The sequence below is a fragment of the Promicromonospora panici genome (genome assembly GCF_900608595.1).
GTDB classification, from domain to species: Bacteria; Actinomycetota; Actinomycetes; order Actinomycetales; family Cellulomonadaceae; genus Promicromonospora; species Promicromonospora panici.
The window spans coordinates 85,684-106,788 of the sequence record NZ_UWYY01000002.1 but is presented as its reverse complement, the minus strand read 5'-3'; the positions used below and the strand labels follow the sequence as shown (position 1 = coordinate 106,788).

General features: G+C 71.6%; 20 protein-coding genes. 18 read left to right on the top strand and 2 right to left on the bottom strand.

All coding sequences use genetic code 11. From position 1 onward, the window contains the following. Positions 1 to 30 precede the first annotated feature (30 nt). The 6 genes from EW117_RS02345 (at position 31) to EW117_RS02320 (ending at position 6,116) form a co-directional block, all read left to right on the top strand. Positions 31 to 1,701, top strand: coding sequence for an ABC transporter substrate-binding protein (locus EW117_RS02345; protein ID WP_165362416.1), 1,671 nt, complete (start codon positions 31 to 33; stop codon positions 1,699 to 1,701). Beyond that, positions 1,701 to 2,810 carry an ABC transporter ATP-binding protein gene (locus tag EW117_RS02340; protein ID WP_165362415.1) on the top strand — a complete coding sequence of 370 codons (1,110 nt, stop codon included), beginning with the start codon at positions 1,701 to 1,703 and terminating at the stop codon, positions 2,808 to 2,810. Before EW117_RS02345 ends, EW117_RS02340 begins: the two co-directional genes overlap by 1 nt. Next, the gene (locus EW117_RS02335) at positions 2,807 to 3,790 is read left to right on the top strand and encodes an ABC transporter permease (protein WP_129783289.1); all 984 of its coding nucleotides are present in this window, start codon (positions 2,807 to 2,809) and stop codon (positions 3,788 to 3,790) included. The genes EW117_RS02340 and EW117_RS02335 overlap by 4 nt, the downstream gene beginning before the upstream one ends. Continuing rightward, positions 3,787 to 4,704, top strand: a complete 918-nt coding sequence (locus EW117_RS02330) for an ABC transporter permease (protein ID WP_129783287.1) — start codon at positions 3,787 to 3,789, stop codon at positions 4,702 to 4,704. The genes EW117_RS02335 and EW117_RS02330 overlap by 4 nt, the downstream gene beginning before the upstream one ends. Beyond that, positions 4,701 to 5,759, top strand: a complete 1,059-nt coding sequence (locus EW117_RS02325; protein WP_129783285.1) for an ABC transporter ATP-binding protein — start codon at positions 4,701 to 4,703, stop codon at positions 5,757 to 5,759. Before EW117_RS02330 ends, EW117_RS02325 begins: the two co-directional genes overlap by 4 nt. A 129-nt stretch (positions 5,760 to 5,888) precedes the next feature. Further along, positions 5,889 to 6,116, top strand: coding sequence for a hypothetical protein (locus EW117_RS02320; RefSeq protein WP_129783283.1), 228 nt, complete (start codon positions 5,889 to 5,891; stop codon positions 6,114 to 6,116). Here the strand turns inward: EW117_RS02320 and EW117_RS02315 are convergent. After that, complete coding sequence (locus EW117_RS02315; RefSeq protein WP_129783281.1) at positions 6,107 to 6,373, bottom strand: hypothetical protein; 267 nt, start codon at positions 6,371 to 6,373, stop codon at positions 6,107 to 6,109. The genes EW117_RS02320 and EW117_RS02315 overlap by 10 nt on opposite strands. Positions 6,374 to 6,378: 5 nt before the next feature. Beyond that, positions 6,379 to 6,663, bottom strand: coding sequence for a hypothetical protein (locus tag EW117_RS29975; RefSeq protein WP_242504038.1), 285 nt, complete (start codon positions 6,661 to 6,663; stop codon positions 6,379 to 6,381). Between the two features lie 181 nt (positions 6,664 to 6,844). Here EW117_RS29975 and EW117_RS02305 point away from each other — a divergent pair, with 181 nt between their 5' ends. The 12 genes from EW117_RS02305 (at position 6,845) to EW117_RS02250 (ending at position 21,087) form a co-directional block, all read left to right on the top strand. Beyond that, on the top strand, positions 6,845 to 8,491 hold the full coding sequence (locus EW117_RS02305; protein WP_129783279.1) for a UDP-N-acetylmuramoyl-L-alanyl-D-glutamate--2,6-diaminopimelate ligase: 1,647 nt from the start codon (positions 6,845 to 6,847) through the stop codon (positions 8,489 to 8,491). Beyond that, entirely contained in the window at positions 8,488 to 9,942 is a 1,455-nt protein-coding gene (locus tag EW117_RS02300) for a UDP-N-acetylmuramoyl-tripeptide--D-alanyl-D-alanine ligase (RefSeq protein ID WP_129783277.1), read from the top strand. The genes EW117_RS02305 and EW117_RS02300 overlap by 4 nt, the downstream gene beginning before the upstream one ends. Further along, positions 9,939 to 11,021 carry a phospho-N-acetylmuramoyl-pentapeptide-transferase gene (gene mraY, locus EW117_RS02295; protein WP_129783275.1) on the top strand — a complete coding sequence of 361 codons (1,083 nt, stop codon included), beginning with the start codon at positions 9,939 to 9,941 and terminating at the stop codon, positions 11,019 to 11,021. The genes EW117_RS02300 and mraY overlap by 4 nt, the downstream gene beginning before the upstream one ends. Continuing rightward, positions 11,018 to 12,478, top strand: coding sequence for a UDP-N-acetylmuramoyl-L-alanine--D-glutamate ligase (gene murD, locus EW117_RS02290; RefSeq protein WP_129783273.1), 1,461 nt, complete (start codon positions 11,018 to 11,020; stop codon positions 12,476 to 12,478). The genes mraY and murD overlap by 4 nt, the downstream gene beginning before the upstream one ends. 55 nt (positions 12,479 to 12,533) lie before the next feature. Beyond that, on the top strand, positions 12,534 to 13,766 hold the full coding sequence (locus EW117_RS02285; RefSeq protein WP_129783740.1) for an FtsW/RodA/SpoVE family cell cycle protein: 1,233 nt from the start codon (positions 12,534 to 12,536) through the stop codon (positions 13,764 to 13,766). Between the two features lie 108 nt (positions 13,767 to 13,874). Next, entirely contained in the window at positions 13,875 to 15,029 is a 1,155-nt protein-coding gene (gene murG, locus EW117_RS02280; RefSeq protein WP_422890051.1) for an undecaprenyldiphospho-muramoylpentapeptide beta-N-acetylglucosaminyltransferase, read from the top strand. Beyond that, complete coding sequence (gene murC, locus EW117_RS02275; protein ID WP_242504037.1) at positions 15,026 to 16,558, top strand: UDP-N-acetylmuramate--L-alanine ligase; 1,533 nt, start codon at positions 15,026 to 15,028, stop codon at positions 16,556 to 16,558. Before murG ends, murC begins: the two co-directional genes overlap by 4 nt. Beyond that, the gene (locus EW117_RS02270; RefSeq protein WP_129783269.1) at positions 16,558 to 17,580 is read left to right on the top strand and encodes a cell division protein FtsQ/DivIB; all 1,023 of its coding nucleotides are present in this window, start codon (positions 16,558 to 16,560) and stop codon (positions 17,578 to 17,580) included. The genes murC and EW117_RS02270 overlap by 1 nt, the downstream gene beginning before the upstream one ends. A 197-nt stretch (positions 17,581 to 17,777) precedes the next feature. Continuing rightward, on the top strand, positions 17,778 to 19,127 hold the full coding sequence (ftsZ, locus tag EW117_RS02265; RefSeq protein ID WP_129783267.1) for a cell division protein FtsZ: 1,350 nt from the start codon (positions 17,778 to 17,780) through the stop codon (positions 19,125 to 19,127). Positions 19,128 to 19,149: 22 nt separating this feature from the next. After that, positions 19,150 to 19,941 (top strand): peptidoglycan editing factor PgeF, encoded by a 792-nt coding sequence (pgeF, locus tag EW117_RS02260; RefSeq protein ID WP_242504036.1) that lies wholly within the window; start codon positions 19,150 to 19,152, stop codon positions 19,939 to 19,941. Positions 19,942 to 20,208: 267 nt separating this feature from the next. Beyond that, positions 20,209 to 20,679, top strand: coding sequence for a cell division protein SepF (locus EW117_RS02255; protein ID WP_129783265.1), 471 nt, complete (start codon positions 20,209 to 20,211; stop codon positions 20,677 to 20,679). A gap of 129 nt (positions 20,680 to 20,808) precedes the next feature. Beyond that, the gene (locus EW117_RS02250) at positions 20,809 to 21,087 is read left to right on the top strand and encodes a YggT family protein (protein ID WP_422890047.1); all 279 of its coding nucleotides are present in this window, start codon (positions 20,809 to 20,811) and stop codon (positions 21,085 to 21,087) included. Positions 21,088 to 21,105: the final 18 nt, after the last annotated feature.

Sequence of the window (21,105 nt, the reverse complement as noted above, 5' to 3'; positions counted from 1 at the left end):
ACCCGCGGGAGGAGTGCAAGGAGGCACACCGTGAGGATTCACAAGCACGTCGCCGCGGCCGCAGCCGCGGCAGCCATCACGCTGCTGGCCACGGCCTGCGGCGGCGGCGGAGGCAGCACCGCCGCGGCCGGCGGAGGCGGCGAGACCCTGACCGTCGGCATGCCGAACGGCGTCCAGACCGAGAACCACAGCCCGTTCGCCACGGGCTCCTCGGCGCTCTCGCTCGGCTACGCCTTCGCGATCTACGAACCGCTGATGATGCGCAACCAGGCCCGTCCCTCGGAGGAGCCGGAGCCCTGGCTCGCCGAGAGCGTGGAGTGGAACGAGGACTTCACCGAGGCGGTCATCACGCCGCGGGCGGGCGTCACCTGGTCGGACGGCGAGGAGTTCACCGCCGACGACGTCGCGTTCTCCATCCAGCTCCGCAAGGACTTCGAGGCGCTCAACGCCGCCGCCCTGCCCTACGACACGGTCGAGACCGACGGCAGCAGCGTCACCGTGACGTTCACCGCCGGGCAGTTCGTCAACCAGTCCAAGCTGTACGACCTGGTCATGGTGCCCGAGCACGTCTGGGCCGACGTCGAGGACCCGACCACCGACACCAACTCCGACCCGGTCGGCACCGGCCCGTACACGCTCGAGTCGTGGACGCCACAGGCCGCCACCGTCGTGGCCCGCGACGACTACTGGGGCGGCGAGCCTGCTGTTCCCGAGATCCGCTACTCGTCGTACAACGACAACAACGCCCTGACCACCGCGCTCACCACGGGTGAGGCGCAATGGGGCTGGACGTTCATCGCCGACTTCGAGAACGTCTACATCGCCCAGGACCCGGAGCACTACCACCAGTACGCGGCCGGCGGCCTCGGGATCGACGTCCTCTACCTGAACAACGAGACCAAGCCGTTCGACGACAAGGCGTTCCGGCAGGCGCTCAACATGGTCATCGACCGCCAGGAGCTCGTCGACGTCGCGACATCGGGCGTGAACCCCGCGCTGACCAGCGTCACCGGCCTGCCCCTGCCCGCCGGTGAGGAGTTCCTCGCCGCCGACTACACCGGCCAGGAGCTTCAGGTCGACGTCGAAGGCGCCCGCACCCTGCTGGAGGACGCCGGCTACACCTGGGAGGGCGAGCAGCTCGTCGACCCGGACGGCGAGGACGTCACGTTCGAGCTCGTGAACCCCGCAGGCTGGAACGACTACCTGACCGCCCTGGACCTCATCAAGAACTCGGCCGCCGAGCTCGGCGCCACCGCCACCGTCAACCCCGTCAACCAGGACGGCTGGTTCGCCGACATCATCCCGGCCGGCGACTTCCAGGCCACCCTGCACTGGACCGACGGCGGCGCCACCCCCTGGGACATGTACGCCGACATCATGGACGGCGCGCAGTACCGGGAGCTGGGCAAGCCGGCCACGTGGAACTTCGGCCGCTTCCAGAACGACGACGCCACCCAGGCGCTCGCCGACTACGCCGCCGCGCCCGACGACGCCGCACGCACCGAGGCGCTCGCCACGGTCCAGAAGGTGTTCGTCGAGGAGGTGCCGGGCATCCCGATCTGGACCCGACCGGCCACCGCGCAGTACTCGACGCAGAACTACGTGGGCTGGCCGTCGGAGGAGGACCCGTACAACCAGCCGCAGCCCACTGGGGTGCAGGCCGCCCAGATCCTGATGAACCTCGAGCCTGCGGACGGCTGATGAGTCAGAGCACACCGGTGCTGGCCGCGCACGGCCTCACCAAGCACTTCCGGGCGGGCGGACGCCGCATCGCGGGCCGTGCGCCCGCCCGGGCGATCCACGCGGTGGACGGCGTGGACCTCGAGCTCCACCGCGGCCAGGTCCTGGCCGTGGTGGGGGAGTCGGGGTCCGGCAAGTCCACCGTCGCCCGCCTGCTGGCCGGGCTGATCCCGATCACGGACGGCCAGGTGCTGCTCGACGGCGCCGAGGTCCGGGTGCGGGGCCGGCGGGCCTTCCGCGCGTACGTGCGGCGCGTGCAGATGATCTTCCAGGACCCGTTCGCGTCCCTGAACCCCGTGCACCCCGTGCGCTACACGCTCACCCGGGCCCTGCGGCTGCACCGCCGCCGGTACACAGGGGGCAAACTGCGGGGCGCCGAGCTGGAGGCGGCCCTGACCGAGCTGCTGGAGCGGGTGCACCTCACGCCCGCCGCGCGGTACGTCGACTCCTACCCGCACGAGCTGTCCGGCGGGCAGCGGCAGCGCATCGCGATCGCGCGGGCGCTCGCGGCGGAGCCCGAGGTGCTGCTCGCGGACGAGCCCGTCTCGATGCTCGACGTGTCGATCCGCCTGGGCATCCTCAACCTGCTGGCCGACCTGCGCGACCGGCTCGGCATCGCGGTCCTGTACATCACGCACGACATCGCGTCGGCGCGCTACTTCGCCGACCGGACCACCGTGCTGTACGCGGGGCAGGTCATGGAGACCGGCGACAGCGAGTCGGTCACCCAGGAGCCGCTGCACCCGTACACGCGGCTGCTCGTGGCTTCCGCCCCCGACCCGGACGACCTGGCGGGCGCCGGCGCGGCGGCCGTCCGGGACCAGCGGACCGGGGGCGAGCCGCCGAGCCTCGTCGACCCGCCGCCCGGGTGCCTGTTCGCACCGCGCTGCCCGTACGCGACCGAGCTGTGCCGGCGCGAGACGCCGGAGCTGGTCGAGGTGGCGCCCGGGCGGGCTGCGGCGTGCTGGGGGTACGGCGACCGGGAGGACCGGCCTGAGGTCGGGCGGGTCTCGACGGGCTCGACGAGCGGCGGCGGTTCGACGTCGGGCAACGGGGAGGCGGCCGGATGAGGTTCCTCCTGCGCAGGGTCCTGTTCTACGCGCTGACCGCGTGGGCCGCGATCACCATCAACTTCTTCATCCCGCGCCTGCTGCCCGGCGACCCGGTCACGGCCCTCATGGGGCGGATGCAGGGCCGCATCGACTCCCAGGCCGAGCACTCGCTGCGTGTGCTGTTCGGGCTGGACCAGGACACGAGCATGGGGCAGCAGTACGTCGAGTACTGGGGCCTGCTCCTACGGGGCGACCTCGGGCTCTCGTTCACGCACTTCCCGACGCCGGTGGCCGACATCGTGAACCAGTCGCTGCCGTGGACGGTGGGGCTGGTCGGCGTCGCGACGATCATCGCGTTCGTGATCGGCTCGCTCGTCGGCACGTTCCTCGGCTGGCGCCGCGGCACCTGGGCCGACGGGCTGCTGCCCGTGGCGACGTTCTTCCAGGCCGTGCCGTACTTCTGGCTGGGCCTGATCACGATCGCCGTGCTGTCGGTGAACCTGGGCTGGTTCCCGTCCAGCGGCAGCTACGACCGCGGCCTGGTGCCCGAGTTCACCGGCGAGTTCATCGGCTCGGTCATCTACTACGGCTTCCTGCCGGCCCTCACCGTGGTGCTGTCGTCGGTGGCGGGCTGGGTGCTCGGGATGCGCAACATGATGGTGACGGTCTCCTCGGAGGACTACGTCACCGTCGCGCACGCCAAGGGGCTGGCGGAGCGCCAGGTGATCCTCGGCTACGCGGCCCGCAACGCGGTGCTGCCGCAGGTCTCCAGCTTCGCCCTGTCCCTGGGCTTCGTCGTCGGCGGCACGCTGATCATGGAGATGGTCTTCTCCTACCAGGGCATCGGCTACGCGCTCTACCAGGCGGTCTCCACCCACGACTACCCCCTGATGCAGGGCTGCTTCCTGGTCATCACCCTGTCCGTCCTCGTGGCGAACATGGTGGCCGACCTCGCCTACGCCCTGCTCGACCCCCGCACCCGGACGGAGGACCGATGAACAGCCGGCTGATGTTCCTGCGCAACGGCAAGGTGATCACGGGCCTGGTCATCCTCGGCTTCTTCACGCTGCTCGCGCTGTTCGGCCCGTGGCTCGCGCCGTACGACCCCAACCAGGTGAGCGACGCGCTGCTCAGCCCGCCGTCGGCGGCGCACTGGCTGGGCACCGACCACACGGGCCGCGACATCCTGTCCCAGCTCGTGGTCGGCACGCGCGGTGTGCTGGTCGTCGGTCTGGTCGCCGGGGTGAGCGCGACCGTGGTGGGCGTGCTCGTCGGCGTCACGGCCGGGTTCGTTGGCGGCGTCGGCGACGAGTCGCTGTCCGCGCTGTCGAACATGTTCCTCGTCATCCCGCAGCTCCCGCTGATCATCCTGATCGCCGCGCAGCTGCCGTCCGCGGGCGGGCTCACGGTGGCCCTGGTCATCGGCGCCACGGGCTGGGCGTGGGGCGCGCGCGTGCTGCGGGCCCAGACGCTGTCGCTGCGCAAGCGCGACTTCGTCGAGGCGGCGAGGGCCAACGGTGAGCGCACGTGGCGCCTCGTGCTCGCGGAGGTCATGCCCAACCTGACGGCGGTGATCGCCTCCGGCTTCGTAGGCACCGTGACGTTCGCCGTGCTGTCCCAGGTCACGCTGTCGTTCATCGGCATCACGCCGGTCAGCGAGTGGAACTGGGGCACCATCCTGTTCTGGGCGCAGAACAACCTTGCGCTGCAGCGCGGCGCGTGGTGGTGGTTCGTGCCGGCCGGCGCGTGCATCGCCCTGCTCGGTATGGCCCTCACGCTGGTCAACTTCGGTATCGACGAGATCGTCAACCCCCGCCTGCGGTCCACCGGCCTGCACGCTCGCTCGCTGCGCCGCCGGGGCATCCGGCCGCGCGTGGGGTTCACGCCGGTGGTGCGGGAGGCGCGGCCATGAATCCGACGGACACGAGCACGACGACGACGTCGGACCCGGTCCTGGAGGTCCGGAACCTGAGCGTCGACTACGGGTTCGGCGACGACCCCACGCACGTGCTGCGGGAGGTCTCGCTTACCCTGAACCGAGGCGAGGTGCTGGGACTGGCGGGGGAGTCGGGCTGCGGCAAGTCGACCCTCGCCTACGCGGCCACGCGGCTCCTGCCGCCGCCGGGCCTCATCACGGGCGGCGAGGTGTGGCTCACGGGTCGCGACGGCAAGCGGGCGGACCTGCTCGCCCTGTCCGACGCCGACCTGCGCGCCGCCCGCTGGCGCGACATCGCCATCGTGTTCCAGGGCGCGATGAGCTCGCTCAACCCGGTGTTCCGGGTCGAGAAGCAGCTCATCGACGGCATCGCGGCCCACCGGCCGGGGATGCGGCGTGACGAGGCCCGGGAGCGGGCGGCCGAGCTGCTGCGGCTGGTCGGCATCTCGGCGGACCGGCTGCGCTCCTACCCGCACCAGCTCTCGGGCGGCATGCGACAGCGCGTCATGATCGCCATGGCGCTCGCCCTGGAGCCGCAGGTGCTCATCATGGACGAGCCCACCACGGCGCTCGACGTCGTCATGCAGCGCCAGATCCTGGAGCAGGTGATGGAGCTGCGCGAGCGGCTGGGGTTCTCGGTGGTGCTCATCACGCACGACGTGTCTCTGCTCGTCGAGGTCGCTGACCGGATCGCCGTCATGTACGCGGGCGAGATCGTGGAGACGGCGGCCGCGCGGGACGTGTACGCCCGGCCGCGGCACCCGTACTCGGCAGGGCTGCTCGGGTCGTTCCCTCCGCTGCACGGGCCGCGCCGGGAGCTTGTGGGCATCCCGGGGGCGCCGCCGGACCTGTCCAAGCGCCCGCCGGGGTGCCCGTTCGCGCCGCGGTGCACGCACGCCATGGACGTGTGCCGGGTCGAGCTGCCTTCGCTGGGGCCGACAGCGCAGGACGAGCCGGGGCGGCTGGTGGCTTGTCACCTGCACTCCGGTGCGCCGGTGGGGGCCGAGCTGCCGGACCTGGTGGCGCGGTAGGGAGCGCCGTCAGCCGGGTGGGCGGACGGCGGAAACGACTGATCCTGGTGGCCGGCTGTGCGTAGACATTGTCGACGCACAGCCAACACTGCTGGCTGCGTCTACTCTGCCCAGGTGGGAGGAGGAGCGATGGCCAGGAATCTCGATGACCTGGACCGTGCCCGGCCGGTTGAGCACTGCCAGCTTGCCGCTGCTGAGACTCAGCTGCTGGAGCGGCAGCGTGCTTTCGAGCGGCGCGAGCTACACCCTCAGATCGATCTGACTCAGGCCGAGCTGGCCGAGCGGAAGCACGTCGCGCAGAACGGTCAGATCGAGGCCGCCGAGGCGGAGTGGTTCTGCGAGGACGGTCAAGCGTGAGAGTAGCGCTGGCGGACAGCTTCTCCGCTGGTGCCGATGGCCTCGCCGAGCTTGCGCCAGGACACCTTCTGCTCGCGGGCGGCCTCTACGGCCTTGGCAAGGTCGCGTTCAGCGGCGTCGCGCTTGAACGCGGCCAGCTTGACCGCCATCAGGGGCGGCAGGGGCGCGTCGAAGTCTTCTGGCTTGGGTTCGTACGACTCGAGCTGATCGGCCAGGGCGTCGGCATTGGCGATCAGCGCTTCCAGGTTGCGTCGCATCTGATTCATCCTTTCGATCGCAGGTACTTCTCCCGGGCGGGGCGCATTGCGTGGGCGATGGCGAGGATCCCGAACCACTCCAGGACGCCGACCTCGATCAGCACGCACTGGCGGTCAGGACCGACGAACACCACCATGCCGTCCTCCTGCACCACGTGATGCAGTTCGAAGCGCAAAGCGTGCAGCATGTCCTCCTCGGCGACACCGTGCCGAAACGCCGGTTCCAGAATCACCGGCTCCTCGACGTCGTCGGCTTCGTGCTCCTCGTCCTGCCCACGTGTCTTGCCCACTTACCTCTCCGTCCACAAGGTTACTTGCGACAAGGTTACTTGGCAAGGTCTGTGGCCGCATGTCGATCGAGCCCATGTGCAGTGGGGCCGGCCGCCCAATGACCCGGACCACCCCACAACCGCCACGCGAGTCGCACAGACCGGACCGGACCCACCCCCGCGAGACGGTAGGTTCTTCTCCGTGACATCCCCGTTCGACCGGATCCGCCCGGCCGCCACGACTGCGCGCCAGGTCGCGGACCTCGCCGTCGCGTTCGGCCTCACCATCGCCCCAGGTCATCCCGCAGATGCCGCCGTCACCTGCGTGGCCTCGGACAACCGGGTGGCGCGAGAGGGAGACCTGTTCGTGGCGCTCCCCGGCGCCCGCGCACACGGCGCGCAGTTCGCCGCCGACGCCGTCGCACGTGGGGCCGCGGCGATCCTCACCGACACGCGCGGAGCCGAGCTCGCCGACGACGCAGCGGTACCGGTCCTCATCGCCGACGACCCCCGCGCCATCCTCGGCCAGGTCGCCGCCTGGGTGCTCGGCAACCCCGCCGAGGAGCTGATGACGTTCGGCGTCACCGGCACCAACGGCAAGACCACCACCACCTACCAGCTCGACCACCTGCTGCGGGCGCTGGGCTGGAAGGGCGGCCTGATCGGCACCGTCGAGACCCGCTCCGGGGACCGCGTCATCCCCAGCATCCTGACCACGCCCGAGGCCGCCGACCTGCAGGCCCTGCTCGCCGCCATGCGCGAGGACCACGTCCGTACCCTCGCCATGGAGGTCTCCTCCCACGCGCTCGCGCAGCACCGGGTCGACGGCGTCGTGTTCGGCGTCGCGGGGTTCACCAACCTCACCCAGGACCACCTCGACTTCCACGGCGACTTCGAGTCTTACTTCGCCACCAAGGCCGACCTGTTCACGCCCGCCCGCGCCCGTCGCGGCGTCGTCACCATCGACGACGCCTGGGGCGAGCGCATGACGCAGGCCGCGCAGATCCCCGTCGCGACCCTCACCACGCTCCCGGACAAGGACGCCGACTGGACCGTGACCGACGTCGCGCCGTCCGGCACCGGGTCCGCCTTCACCCTGACGCACCGCGACGGCCGCACCCTGCGCACCTCCACCTCGCTGCCCGGGGGCTACAACGTGGCCAACGCGGCGCTCGCGGTGACCATGGTGCTGGAGGGCGGCTCGGACATCCGGGACGTGACCGACGCGCTCGCCGCCGCCGACGGCCTGAGTGCCACCGTCCCGGGCCGCATGGAGGTGCTCGCCACCGAGCCCCGCGTCGTCGTCGACTTCGCGCACAACACGGAGGCGCTCGAGCTGGCACTCGCGGCCCTGCGCCCGACGACGGCGGGCCGGCTCGCCGTGGTGTTCGGCGCCACGGGCGACCGCGACCCTGGCAAGCGGCCCTTCATGGGCGCGGCCGCCGTCCGCGGCGCGGACGTGGTCTATGTGACCGACGACGACCCCCACGACGAGGACCCGGCCAAGGTGCGCGCCGACGTGCTCGCGGGCACCGGACAGGAGGCAGGCAGGGGCACCGGCCCGGATGCCACGCCGGGACGAACCGTCGATGCGGCGGACGACAGCGGCTCGCGTACGGTTGAGGTCCACGAGGTCGCCCCGCGCGCGGACGCGATCCGCGCTGCGATCCTCGCGGCCGGCCCGGACGACACGGTGCTGGTCGCCGGCCGCGGGCACGAGACGATCCAGGAGATCGCCGGCGTGGACCACTCGCTCGACGACCGCGTCGAGGCGCGCGCCGCTTTGGCGGCACGGAAGGTGCAGGACCCCCGGCAGGACCCCATGCAGGAGAGGACGACACAGGCATGATCGAGCTGACTGCGGCACAGGTCGCCGCAGCGGTAGGCGGGCGGCTGCACGCCGACCCGGACGTGACGGTCACTGGGCCGGTGATCACCGACTCGCGCGCCGCGCGACCCGGTGCACTGTTCGTGGCGCTGCCGGGCGAGCGGGTGGACGGGCACGACTTCGCGGCCGCCGCCGTGGCAGCGGGTGCCGCCCTCGTGCTGGCCTCCCGCGAGCTGGACGGCCTGCCCACGGTCGTCGTGGACGACCCGCAGACCGCCCTCGGCGAGCTTGCGCGGCACGTCCTGGCGACGGTCCGCGACGGGGCCGACGGCGCCCTCCGGGTCGTGGCCGTGACCGGCTCGGTCGGCAAGACCACCACCAAGGACCTGCTCGGCCAGCTCCTCACCCCCGAAGCGGGCGGTGAGGACGCGATCATCTTCCCCCAGGGCTCGTTCAACAACGAGATCGGCCTGCCGCTGACCGTCCTGCGGGTCACCGCCGCGACGCGCTACGTCGTGCTCGAGATGGGTGCCGACCGCGTGGGCAACATCGCCTACCTCACCCGCATCGCCCCGCCCGACGTCGGCGTCGTGCTGCGGGTCGGCGTCGCGCACGTCGAGCACTTCGGCAGCGTCGAGGCCATCGCGAAGACCAAGGGCGAGATGGTCTCGGGCGTCGTCGACGGCGGCACGGTGGTGCTCAACGCCGACGACCTGCGGGTCGCCGAGATGGCGAACCAGGCCGCGCCCACCACCACCGTGCAGACGTTCGGGACAATCCCGTCCGCCGACGTCCGCGCCGAGGACGTCACCGTCGACCCCGCCGGCCGGGCGAGCTTCACGCTCCGCGTCGCTCGCGCGGGCGACGCCGGCGAGCAGCGTTCCGACGTCGCCCTCCAGCTCGTCGGGCCGCACCACGTGAGCAACGCGCTGGCGGCCGCGACGGCCGCGCTGCGCCTCGGCGTGTCCGTGACCGACGTCGCGAAGCGGCTCTCGTCGGCCACGGCGCAGAGCCCGCACCGCATGGCAGTCACCGAGCGGCCCGACGGCGTCACCGTGATCGACGACGCGTACAACGCGAACCCCGACTCGATGAAGGCCGCGCTGCGCACCCTTGCGGTCATGGCCGGCCGGACCCGCCGCTCGGTGGCGGTGCTCGGCGGGATGCACGAGCTCGGCGACGGCTCGCGCGCCGCGCACGACGAGATCGGCCGCCTCGTGGTCCGGCTGAACATCAAGCAGCTCGTCGTGGTCGGCGACGACGCCTATCACATCCACGAGGGTGCCATGCAGGAGGGGTCCTGGGGCTCGGAGTCGATCTTCGTCCCCGACCTGGACACCGCCCGCGCGATGCTGGACGAGTCGCTGGAACCGGGCGACGTCGTGCTCGTGAAGGCGTCCCACGGCGCCAACCTGGCCGAGCTCGGGGACCACCTGTCGATGGTCAACACCACAGAGGACAACAACAAGTGATCGCGATCCTGGTCAGCGCCGCTGTGGCGCTGCTCGTCGCCCTGCTGGGCACGCCGGTCTTCATCCGGTTCCTGGTCCACAAGAACTACGGCCAGTTCGTCCGCCAGGACGGACCCACGGGGCACTTCATCAAGCGCGGCACACCCCAGATGGGCGGCGTCGTCATCATCGCCGCGACCATGATCGGCGTCGCTGCCTCGATGCTGGTGTCGCAGCGGCTGCCGAGCGTTTCGGCGCTGCTCGCGCTCTACCTCATGGCGGGCCTGGGGCTGATCGGGTTCCTCGACGACTTCACCAAGATCCGCAAGCAGCGCTCCCTCGGCCTGACCCCACGCGCCAAGCTGATCGGGCAGGGCGCCGTCGGCATCTCGTTCGCCGTGCTCGCGCTGCAGTTCCCCAACGACAACTCGCGGACCCCGGCGTCGACCAAGATCTCGTTCCTGCGCGACACCGAGGTCGACCTCGCGTTCGCCGGCGCGACCGTCGGCCTGATCCTCTTCGTGATCTGGGCCAACCTGCTCGTGTCGGCATGGTCCAACGCGGTCAACATCACCGACGGTCTCGACGGCCTGGCCACCGGCGTCTCGATCATCACGTTCGGCGCGTACGTGCTGGTCGGGATCTGGCAGCTCAACCAGTCGTGCCAGTTCGTCGCCACCGCCGGACCACGCTGCTACGAGGTGCGTGACCCGCAGGACCTCGCGATCGTCGCCGCCGCCGTCACGGGCGCCTGCGCCGGCTTCCTGTGGTGGAACGCCAACCCCGCCAAGATCTTCATGGGCGACACCGGCTCGCTCGCCCTGGGCGGCGCCCTGGCCGGCCTGTCGATCCTGAGCCGCACCGAGCTGCTGGCCGTGATCATCGGCGGCATGTTCGTGCTCATCGTCTCGTCGGTGGTGATCCAGGTCAGCTCCTTCAAGATGACCGGCAAGCGAGTGTTCAAGATGACGCCGCTGCACCACCACTTCGAGCTCTCCGGCTGGGGCGAGGTCACCATCGTGATCCGGTTCTGGCTGATCGCCGGCCTGTTCGCGGGCCTGGGCATGGGCATCTTCTACGCCGAGTGGGTCGCCCAGTGACCGGTTCGGCCGGTGCGGTCGAGCCGCGCGTTCCCCTGGCCGAGGCCCGGGTCGTGCTGGCGGGCCTGGGTGTCACCGGGCGGGCGCTGCAGCGTGTGCTGACGCCGCGGGTCGCCTCGCTGATCACGGTGGACGACAAGGCCGACGACGCCGACCACAGCCAGCTCGACGCCGACGCCGCGGCCGCCGTGCTGACCCGGGCCGACCTGCTGGTGGCGTCCCCGGGCTTCGCGCCGCACCACCCCGTCGTCGCGGCGGCGCTCGATGCCGGCGTGCCCGTGTGGAGCGAGATCGAGCTGGCATGGCGCCTGCGTGTCGACCGCCTGGGCTCCGACGCGCCAGCCCCGTGGCTCGGCATCACCGGGTCCAACGGCAAGACCACCACCGTGGAGATGCTGGCGGCGATCCTGCGCGCGGCCGGCCTGCGCACCGCCGCCGTCGGCAACGTGGGGCGGCCGCTCGTGGAGGCGGCGCTCGACCCCACCCTCGACGTCCTGGCGGTGGAGCTGTCGAGCTTCCAGCTCCACTTCACGCACACGATATCGCTGCAGGCGGGGGCGGTCCTCAACGTCGCGCCCGACCATCTCGACTGGCACGGCACGATCGAGGCGTACGCCCGCGACAAGGGGCGCATCTACGAGAACGTCCAGGTCGCGTGCGTCTACAACGTCGCCGACCCCAAGACCGAGGAGCTCGTGCGCGAGGCCGACGTCGTCGAGGGCGCCCGCGCCGTCGGCTTCGTGGTCGGCACGCCAGGCCCGGGTGACCTCGGCCTGGTCGACGACGTCCTGGTGGACCGCGCCTTCCACGCGGCGGACGACGACCCGGACCGCCGCAAGAGCGCCGCGGAGCTCGGCACCCTCGAGGACCTGAAGCAGCTCGGCGACCACAACGGCGTGGTGCCTACGCACATCGTCGCGGACGCCCTGGCCGCCGCCGCCCTGGCCCGTGCGCACGGCGTCCCTGCCGCCGCTGTCCGCGACGGCCTGCGGTCCTTCGGCCCGAGCGAGCACCGCATCCAGCGCGTGGCCGAGGTGGACGGCGTCACCTACGTCAACGACTCGAAGGCGACGAACACGCACTCCGCCGCCGCCTCGCTGGCCGGCTTCGCGCACGGCACGGTGGTCTGGATCGCGGGCGGCCTGTCCAAGGGCGCCACGTTCGACGAGCTGGTGTCGTCCCGTGCGGACCGCATGCGCGCCGCCGTCGTCATCGGGGCCGACCCCGGGCCGCTGGCCGACACGCTGGCCCGACACGCGCCGCAGATCCCGGTCGTCGTGATAGATCCCGGTGACACTGAGACCGTGATGCGCCGGGCGGTAGCCGCAGCGCGGGACCTGGCGCAGCCGGGTGACACCGTGCTGCTGGCCCCGGCGGGCGCGTCGCAGGACCAGTTCGTCTCGTACGCCCAGCGCGGCGAGGAGTTTGCCCGCGTGGTGGGTGAGCTCACCGTCTGAGCTCCCGGCTCGGGCGATGAAGGCGCTGCTCGCGCAAGGGCAGGAGGGACACGGGATGGCCACGACGGGAACGAGCCGCAGCGCTCCCGAGCGTTCCTGGCTGGGCCAGTGGAACTCCAACGTCTCCAGCTACTACCTCCTGGTGGGCACCACCGGTCTGCTGACCGTGATCGGCTTGATCATGGTGCTGTCCAGCTCGACGGTGACGTCGATCGCCGAGGGAGATTCGCCGTACGCCGCGTTCCTGGTCCAGGCGCAGTACGCGCTGATGGGCCTGCCGGTGCTGGTGGTCGCCGCGCACCTGCCCGTCCGCTGGTACAAGCGGCTGGCGCTGCCCGGGCTCGTGCTCGCGATCGGGCTGCTGGTCGCGGTGATCTTCCTGGGCGTGATCCGGAACGGGCAGCAGAACTGGCTGGTGCTGGGGCCCTTCTCCCTCCAGCCGTCCGAGCTCGCCAAGCTCGCGCTCGCCATCTGGCTCGGTACGGTGCTGGGCCGCAAGCAGGCCCTGCTGGGCAGCTGGTCGCACGCGATCCTGCCCGCGGTGCCGGGGGCCGTGGTGGTGCTCGGCCTGGTGCTCGCCGGGGGCGACCTCGGCACGGCTCTCGTGATGGGCCTCCTGGTGGCGGGGGCCTTCTTCGTGGCGGGCGTGCCCCTGTCGCTCATGGGCCTGGGCAGCGCGATCGGGGCGTTCGTCGTCGGGTACGTCTTCATCCTGCAGCAGGACGGCGGGGACCGCCTGGGGCGCATCATCGCGACCTACGGCGCCGAGTGCGACGAGGCCTCGGAGTGCTACCAGTCCCTGCACGGCCTGTTCGGGCTGGGTACCGGAGGGCTGTGGGGCGTGGGCCTGGGCGGCAGTCGCGAGAAGTGGAACTACCTGCCAGAGGCGCACAACGACTTCATCTTCGCGGTCATCGGCGAGGAGCTGGGCCTGTTCGGCACGGTGCTGGTCCTCGCGCTGTTCGCGGTGCTCGGGCTCACGATGAGCCGCGTGATCCGGCGGCACACCGACCCGTTCGTCAAGGTCGCCACGGCCGCCGTCGCCTGCTGGATCGTGGGCCAGGCGTTCGTGAACATCGGCGTGGTGATCGGCGTCCTGCCGGTGATCGGCGTGCCGCTCCCGCTGGTGTCGGCCGGCGGGTCGGCGCTGATCACTACGATGGCAGCGCTCGGGATGGTGATTTCCTTCGCCCGGTCGGAGCCAGGGGCTGCCAAGGCACTGGCTGCACGCGGTAGCGTCGTCCGCAAGTCACTGGCTGTGCTGGGCGGCGCGGTTCGTAGACGGTAGAAATGTGCACGGCGGTTCCTTCTGTGACGAGATCCTGCACATCGATCCCGCACGGAGAGCCGCATCGGGTCCGCCCGGGCAGTACGCCCGGGCGACGACAAGAAGGTGATGATGAGCTCAGCAGTTGTGTCGGTGGTGCTCGCCGGAGGCGGTACCGCGGGGCACGTGAACCCCTTGCTCGCGGTGGCCGACGAGGTGCGGCGCCGGGAGCCCGGCGCGCGCGTGCTCGCGCTCGGTACCACCACCGGTCTGGAGGCCGAGCTGGTGCCGGCCCGCGGCTACGAGCTGCGGCCCATCCCGCGGGTGCCGCTGCCCCGCCGGCCCAGCCCCGACCTGCTGCGGCTGCCGGGAAGGCTGGCGGCGGCGGTGAGGGCCGCAGAGGACGCCATCGACGAGATCGACGCGCAGGCGGTGATCGGGTTCGGCGGGTACGTCGCCACCCCGGCGTACCTGGCGGCCCGGCGCAAGGACGTGCCGATCGTGATCCACGAGCAGAACGCCCGGCCCGGGCTGGCCAACCGGCTCGGCGCCCGCTGGGCGGTCCGCGTGGGCCTGACGTTCCCCGGTACGCCGCTGCGCGGCGGCGTCCTGACGGGCCTACCGCTGCGGCAGGCCATCGCGGCACTCGTCCAGGAGCGGGAGGCGGACGCCGCGGGCGTGCGCGCCCGGGCCGCCGCCGAGCTGGGCCTGGACCCGGCGCTGCCGACCCTCGTGGTCACCGGCGGCTCGTCGGGCGCGCTGAACGTCAACCGTGCGGTACAGGGAGCCGCGGCCCAGGTCCTCGCGGCGGGTGCGCAGGTGCTGCACCTGACCGGCAAGGGCAAGAGCGACGAGGTGCGCGAGGCGGTCGCCGGCCTCGACGGCAGCCGTTACCAGGTCCGCGAGTACCTCGAGCAGATGGAGCTCGCCTACGCCGTGGCTGACCTCGTGGTCTGCCGCTCCGGCGCGGGCTCCGTGGCCGAGCACGCCGCGCTCGGCATCCCCGCCGTCTACGTCCCGCTGCCCATCGGCAACGGCGAGCAGCGGCTCAACGCGGCCCCGCTGGTGGCGGCGGGCGGCGGCCTGCTGGTGGACGACGCGGACCTCACACCCGACTGGGTGTCCACGAATGTTCCTACGCTGCTCGCTGACCGCGAGCGGCTCGGTGTCATGGCGAAGGCCGCGCGTTCGGCCGGCACCAGCGACGGGGCCGCGCGCGTCGTCGATCTCGTCGAGCAAGCCGTACGGTCAGCAGGTACCGATACCACGGAGGTCAGGTCATGAGCACCACGGTCACGGATCAGATGACGGATCAGGTCGCGAAGCTCGGACGCGTCCACATGATCGGTATAGGAGGGGCGGGCATGTCCGTCGTGGCCCGCCTGCTCGCCGGGCGCGGAGCGCCCGTGCAGGGCTCCGACTCCGCCGAGTCGGACACGCTGGAGGCCCTGCGGGCCGAGGGCGTCAAGGTGTGGGTCGGCCATGATCCGGCGCACCTCACGGGCGTGGACACCGTCGTGATCTCCAGCGCCGTCCACGAGGACAACCCGGAGCTCTCGGCGGCCCGCGCCCGCCGCCTGAACGTGCTGCACCGCTCCCAGGCGCTGGCCGCCCTCATGGAGGGGTCGCGCGGCGTCGCCGTCGCGGGCGCGCACGGCAAGACGACGACGTCGGCGATGATCGCGACGATCCTGCGCGAGGCAGGCCTGGACCCCTCCTACGCGATCGGCAGCACCGTGCGGACCGCCACCGGCTCGACGCCGGGCGGCCACCTCGGCTCGTCCGACGTGCTCGTGGCCGAGGCCGACGAGTCGGACGGCTCGTTCCTCAACTACACGCCGACCGTCGCGGTGGTGACGAACGTCGAGGCGGACCACCTGGACCACTACGGCACGCCGGAGGCGTTCAACGGGGCGTTCATCCGCTTCGCCCGCCGCCTGGTGCCCGAGGGCTGGCTCATCGCCTGCGCCGACGACGAGGGCTCGCTGTCGGTGGGCGCCACGATCTGCGCCACGGGCGGCCACGTCATCACCTACGGCACCAACGACACCGCCCGCGTGCGGGTCACCGACATCTCGACGACGCCGGAGGGCACCACGGCGGTGCTGCGCGGCGACATCCTGGGCACCAACGAGCAGGTGGCCGACGGCGCCGGCGTCTCCGGCAACGTGCCGGGCATCACCATGCGGCTCTCGGTGCCGGGCAAGCACAACGTGCTCAACGCGACGGCCGCCGTCATCGCGGCGGTACAGCTGGGCGTGGAGCCTGAGCAGGCCGTCGCCGGCGTCGAGGCGTTCGTCGGCACGGGCCGCCGCTTCGAGGAGAAGGGCGTGGCCGACGGCGTGCGCGTGATCGACGACTACGCCCACCACCCCACGGAGATCCGGGCCATCCTGACGGCGGCCCGCGAGATCGCCGACGGCGGCCGCGTGCTCGTCCTGTTCCAGCCGCACCTGTACTCGCGCACGAAGATCTTCGCCGAGAGCTTCGCCAAGGAGCTGTCCGCCGCCGACGAGGTGGTGGTCACCGACATCTACGGGGCGCGCGAGGAGCCGGACGCGTCGATCACGCCGAACACGATCGTCGACCTCATGCCGAACCACGGCGCCGCCTACGCGGTGCCGGACCGGCTGGACGCCGCGCACGCCGTCGCCGACCTCGCCCGGCCGGGTGACGTGGTGCTCACGGTGGGCGCCGGCGACGTGACGCAGCTCGGTCCCGCCGTCCTGGCGCGGCTGAACGGCCGCGTGGCGGGTCACGTGTCGGGAGGCTCGGCGACCGGTGCTCTCGCCCCTGGGCTGGGCGAGGACTGATGCGACCGCCCGCGCGCCCTCGCGCCGCGGGCTCGGCACGGCCGCGCCCGGCAGGCCAGGGCTCGGCACAGCAGGGAAAGCAGGCCGGGGAGACCACCCGGGGCGCCCGGGCCCAGGAGACCGCCGAGCGGGCTCCTGGGCCGGACCGGCCCCGGCGCGCGGCGTCGACCACGCGGGTTCCGGCTGAGGAGTACCCGGCCGAGCGGCCGGCTCGGACGCCCGAACGGGCGAGCCGTCCCGAGACGGCCCGTGCGACGCCGTCGGGCGCCCGGGACGGGGTGGTCTCGGACCAGCTGGCCGACCGCCTGGCCGAGCGGACGGCGATGGCGCGTTACCGCGTGTGGCGGCGGATCGGCTGGTCCGCCGTCACGACGGCAGCCCTGGCGGCGCTGGTGTGGGCTGCGTTCTTCTCGCCGCTGCTCGCGCTCGACCCCGAGCAGGTGCGGGTGACCGGCCAGGGCACGACGGTGGACGCCGGGCAGGTGCGCGACGCCGTGACCGACCAGGCGGGCGTGCCGCTGCCGCGGATCGACACGGTGGGCCTGCGCGAGGAGATCCTCGCGATGAACGCGGTCAAGAACGTGCGGATCTCGCGGGTCTGGCCGGACGGCCTGGTGGTGGCGCTCACCTCCCGCGAACCGGTCGCGGCGGTGCCGCAGCCGGGCGACGTGTACGCCCTGATGGACGCCGAGGGCGTGCGGGTGGGCACCGCGGAGGACGCTCCGGAGGACCTGCCGTCGATAGTGGTCTCGCTGTCCGACGGCGAGGCCGGCCGACGTGCGATGGACGCGGCCCTCGCCGTCCTGGGCGCACTGCCGCCGAGGCTCGCGGGCGACATCCGGACGGTGAGCGCGGCGACCCAGGACGACGTGCGCACCACGCTGTCCGACGGGCGCGTGATCCGCTGGGGGAGCGGGGCGCAGGTCGAGCTCAAGACCAGGGTGGCGCAGGCGCTGCTCGAGGCGGAGCCGTCGGCGACGACCATCGACGTCTCGTCACCCGCCCTGCCGGTCACCCACTGATCGCCACAAATGACATCCATGTGATTTCTCGCGTGCATCGGTGCGCGACACGCGCGACGATGTCTTCGACACACCTCGACGGCGCACCTACCGTCGAACCCAGCAGCAACCTGACATAACTCTAACCCTCTACCTCAACCTGAGACTTTGGGAGGGATGAGAGTCGGGACTCGGGACCCGAATCGAAAGGCGACGACGTGGCAACTCCGCAGAACTACCTGGCAGTGATCAAGGTGGTCGGTATCGGCGGCGGTGGTGTGAACGCCGTCAACCGCATGATCGAGGTCGGCCTCAAGGGCGTCGAGTTCATCGCGATCAACACGGATGCACAGGCACTCCTGATGTCGGACGCCGACGTCAAGCTCGACGTCGGCCGTGAGCTCACGCGCGGCCTCGGCGCCGGCGCGGACCCGGAGGTCGGCAAGAAGGCCGCCGAGGACCACGCCGAGGAGATCGAGGACGTCCTGCGCGGGGCCGACATGGTCTTCGTCACCGCGGGCGAGGGCGGCGGTACGGGCACGGGCGGAGCTCCGGTGGTGGCGCGGATCGCGCGCTCGCTCGGTGCGCTGACCGTCGGCGTCGTGACGCGCCCGTTCACGTTCGAGGGCCGCCGTCGCGCGGTCCAGGCCGAGAGCGGCATCGAGAACCTCCGCGACGAGGTCGACACGCTGATCGTGATCCCGAACGACCGGCTCCTGTCGATGTCGGACCGTAACGTGTCCGCGATCGCGGCGTTCCACTCGGCCGACCAGGTACTGCACTCCGGTGTGCAGGGCATCACGGATCTCATCACCACACCCGGCCTGATCAACCTTGACTTCGCGGACGTGAAGTCGGTCATGCAGGGTGCGGGCTCGGCCCTCATGGGCATCGGCTCGGCCCGGGGCGAGGACCGTGCGGTGCAGGCCGCCGAGCTGGCGATCTCGTCGCCGCTGCTCGAGGCCTCGATCGACGGCGCGCACGGTGTGCTGCTGTCGATCCAGGGTGGCAGCGACCTCGGTCTCTTCGAGGTGCACGAGGCCGCGCGCCTGGTGCAGGAGGCCGCGCACCCGGAGGCGAACATCATCTTCGGTACGGTCATCGACGACGCCCTGGGCGACGAGGTGCGGGTCACCGTCATCGCCGCGGGCTTCGACGGCGGTCTGCCCAAGGAGCGCAAGGACAACCGGGCGCTCGGTCAGGTGGCGGGCGCCGTCGCCGGGGCCGGTGCGGCGACGCGCAGCCCTGCCACGGCGCCGGTGCCGCTGCCCGACGTGTCGGACGCCGCGCGTCGCGCACCCGAGCAGCACGGCGCGAACGGCATGCCGCCGTCGGTCCCGCCGGCGCACCAGCCCTCGCCGGTCTCCACGCTGCCCCGCGTGATCGACGACGAGGGCTCGGACGACGTGCCGCGCACGCTGGACGAGCCGGCCGTCGTGGTGCAGGGCTCGTTCAACCGGCAGGAGGTCGGTCGCGAGCAGGGCGAGCGGGTGGAGGTGCCGCCGCTGTACGAGGAGAACCCACGCCGCAGCTCCGAGGACCTGGACGTCCCCGACTTCCTGAAGTGACCGGCCGGGTAACCTCGCATCTGTGAGCGACACCCGGACTCTTTCAGGCGTGCACCCCGTCGACCTCGGCGACGGGGTGCGCGCCTTTTTCACGACCGGCGCGGGCGGCGTCTCGCCGGCCCCGTGGGCGACGTCGGACGGCGGCGGCCTGAACCTCGGCCTGAACGTGTCCGACGACGCCGCGCGGGTCGCGACCAACCGGTCCCTGGCCGCCGAACGGCTCGGCGCGCCCGTGGCGTTCGCCACCCAGGTGCACGGCGACGCGGTCCTGGAGCTCGGCGCCCCCGAGCGCGCGCTGTGGGCGGCCGACCACCCGCCGGCGTCGGCCGGGGAGGGAGACGCGCTGGTCACGGCGGAACGCGGGCTGGGCCTCGGCGTCCTCGTCGCCGACTGCGTGCCCGTGCTGCTGGCCGACCCGGAGGCCCGCGTGGTCGGGGTGGCACACGCGGGGCGCAAGGGCGTCCTGGCCGGTGTGGTGCACCGGGTGCTGGACGCGCTCGTCGCCCGCGGCGCGGACCCCGCCCGCGTTCGCGCCGCCGTCGGGCCGGCGGTCTGCGGGCGGTGCTACGAGGTGCCCGGCGCGATGCGTGACGAGGTCGCCGCCGTGGTGCCCGAGACCTTCGCGACGACCGATGCCGGCACGCCCGGCCTCGACCTGCCCTCCGGGGTGGTCGCGCAGCTCGCCGCGCGAGGTGTTACCGCGATCCGGGTGGAGCGCTGCACGCTCGAGGACCCGGAGCTGTTCTCGCACCGCCGGGCTAGCGCGGCCGGTACCACAACCGGGCGGCAGGCGGGCATCATCGCGCTGATATGACCGCTTCTCGCCGCGCCCGGAAGTTCGCGACACGCCGACGGCAGCGTCCTGACCTGGGAAATCACACTGATGTCGTTTTTAGCGAGCATTCGCTGAACAACTTTGGCAAAGTTGTTCGTGGCACGGCGTGTCGCACTTCCGGGTCGGATTGCGCCGGGCTACTTTTGTCAAGGCGACCTCGACGAGGGGTCAAGGTCGGACCTGTTGTACGGGTTCGGTGGACACCGACAGAAGGACGCACAGCAGGCGACGAACGGAGAATGAGCGATGGCCGGAGCGCTTCGCAAGACCATGCTGTATCTGGGCCTCGCCGACGATCAGGGCGAGCAGGAGTACCTCGACGAGTACGACGAGGGCCTGGAGGAAAACGTGGAGGACCACCGGCACGCACAGGTCACACCGCTGCACCGCGACGGTGTGCCGCGTGAGGCCCTGTCCTCCTCGGAACTGCGCCGTATTACCACGGTGCACCCGCGGTCGTACAACGACGCACGGAGCATCGGCGAGGCCTTCCGCGCTGGTACCCCGGTCATCATGAATCTCTCCGACATGGACGACGCCGACGCCAAGCGCCTGGTCGACTTCTCCGCCGGCCTGATCTTCGGTCTGCACGGCTCGATCGAGCGGGTGACCAACAAGGTCTTCCTGCTCTCGCCCGAGCACGTGGAGATCGCGGCCGAGGAGCAGGTGGCCACCGAGAAGCCGAACGGACGCGGCGGCTTCTACAACCAGAGCTGAATCCGCACACGAGACCATGGGTGAGGGGCGGCCGCTGTTGCGGTCGTCCCTCACTCATGTCCGTTCCTGTGCGTGTCCACCACGGGCACTTCACGCGATTCACGGCGCGGACAGGTTAGGTTGTCCCTTGTGATCTGGGACTTCATCGGCTTCCTGCTGTGGCTCTTCCTGCTGTTCCTCATCGGACGGCTCATCTTCGACTGGGTGCAGTTCTTTGCCCGGGACTGGCGGCCACGTGGCGTACTGCTCGTGATCGCAGAGGCGATCTACACGGTCACGGACCCGCCGCTGCGGTTCCTGCGCCGGCTGATCCCACCGTTGCGGCTCGGCCAGGTGCAGCTGGACCTGGCCTTCATCGTTCTGTTCTTCGGCGTCTCACTGCTCTCGTCGATCGTCGGCAGCCTCTGAGAGCGGGCTCGCACGTGT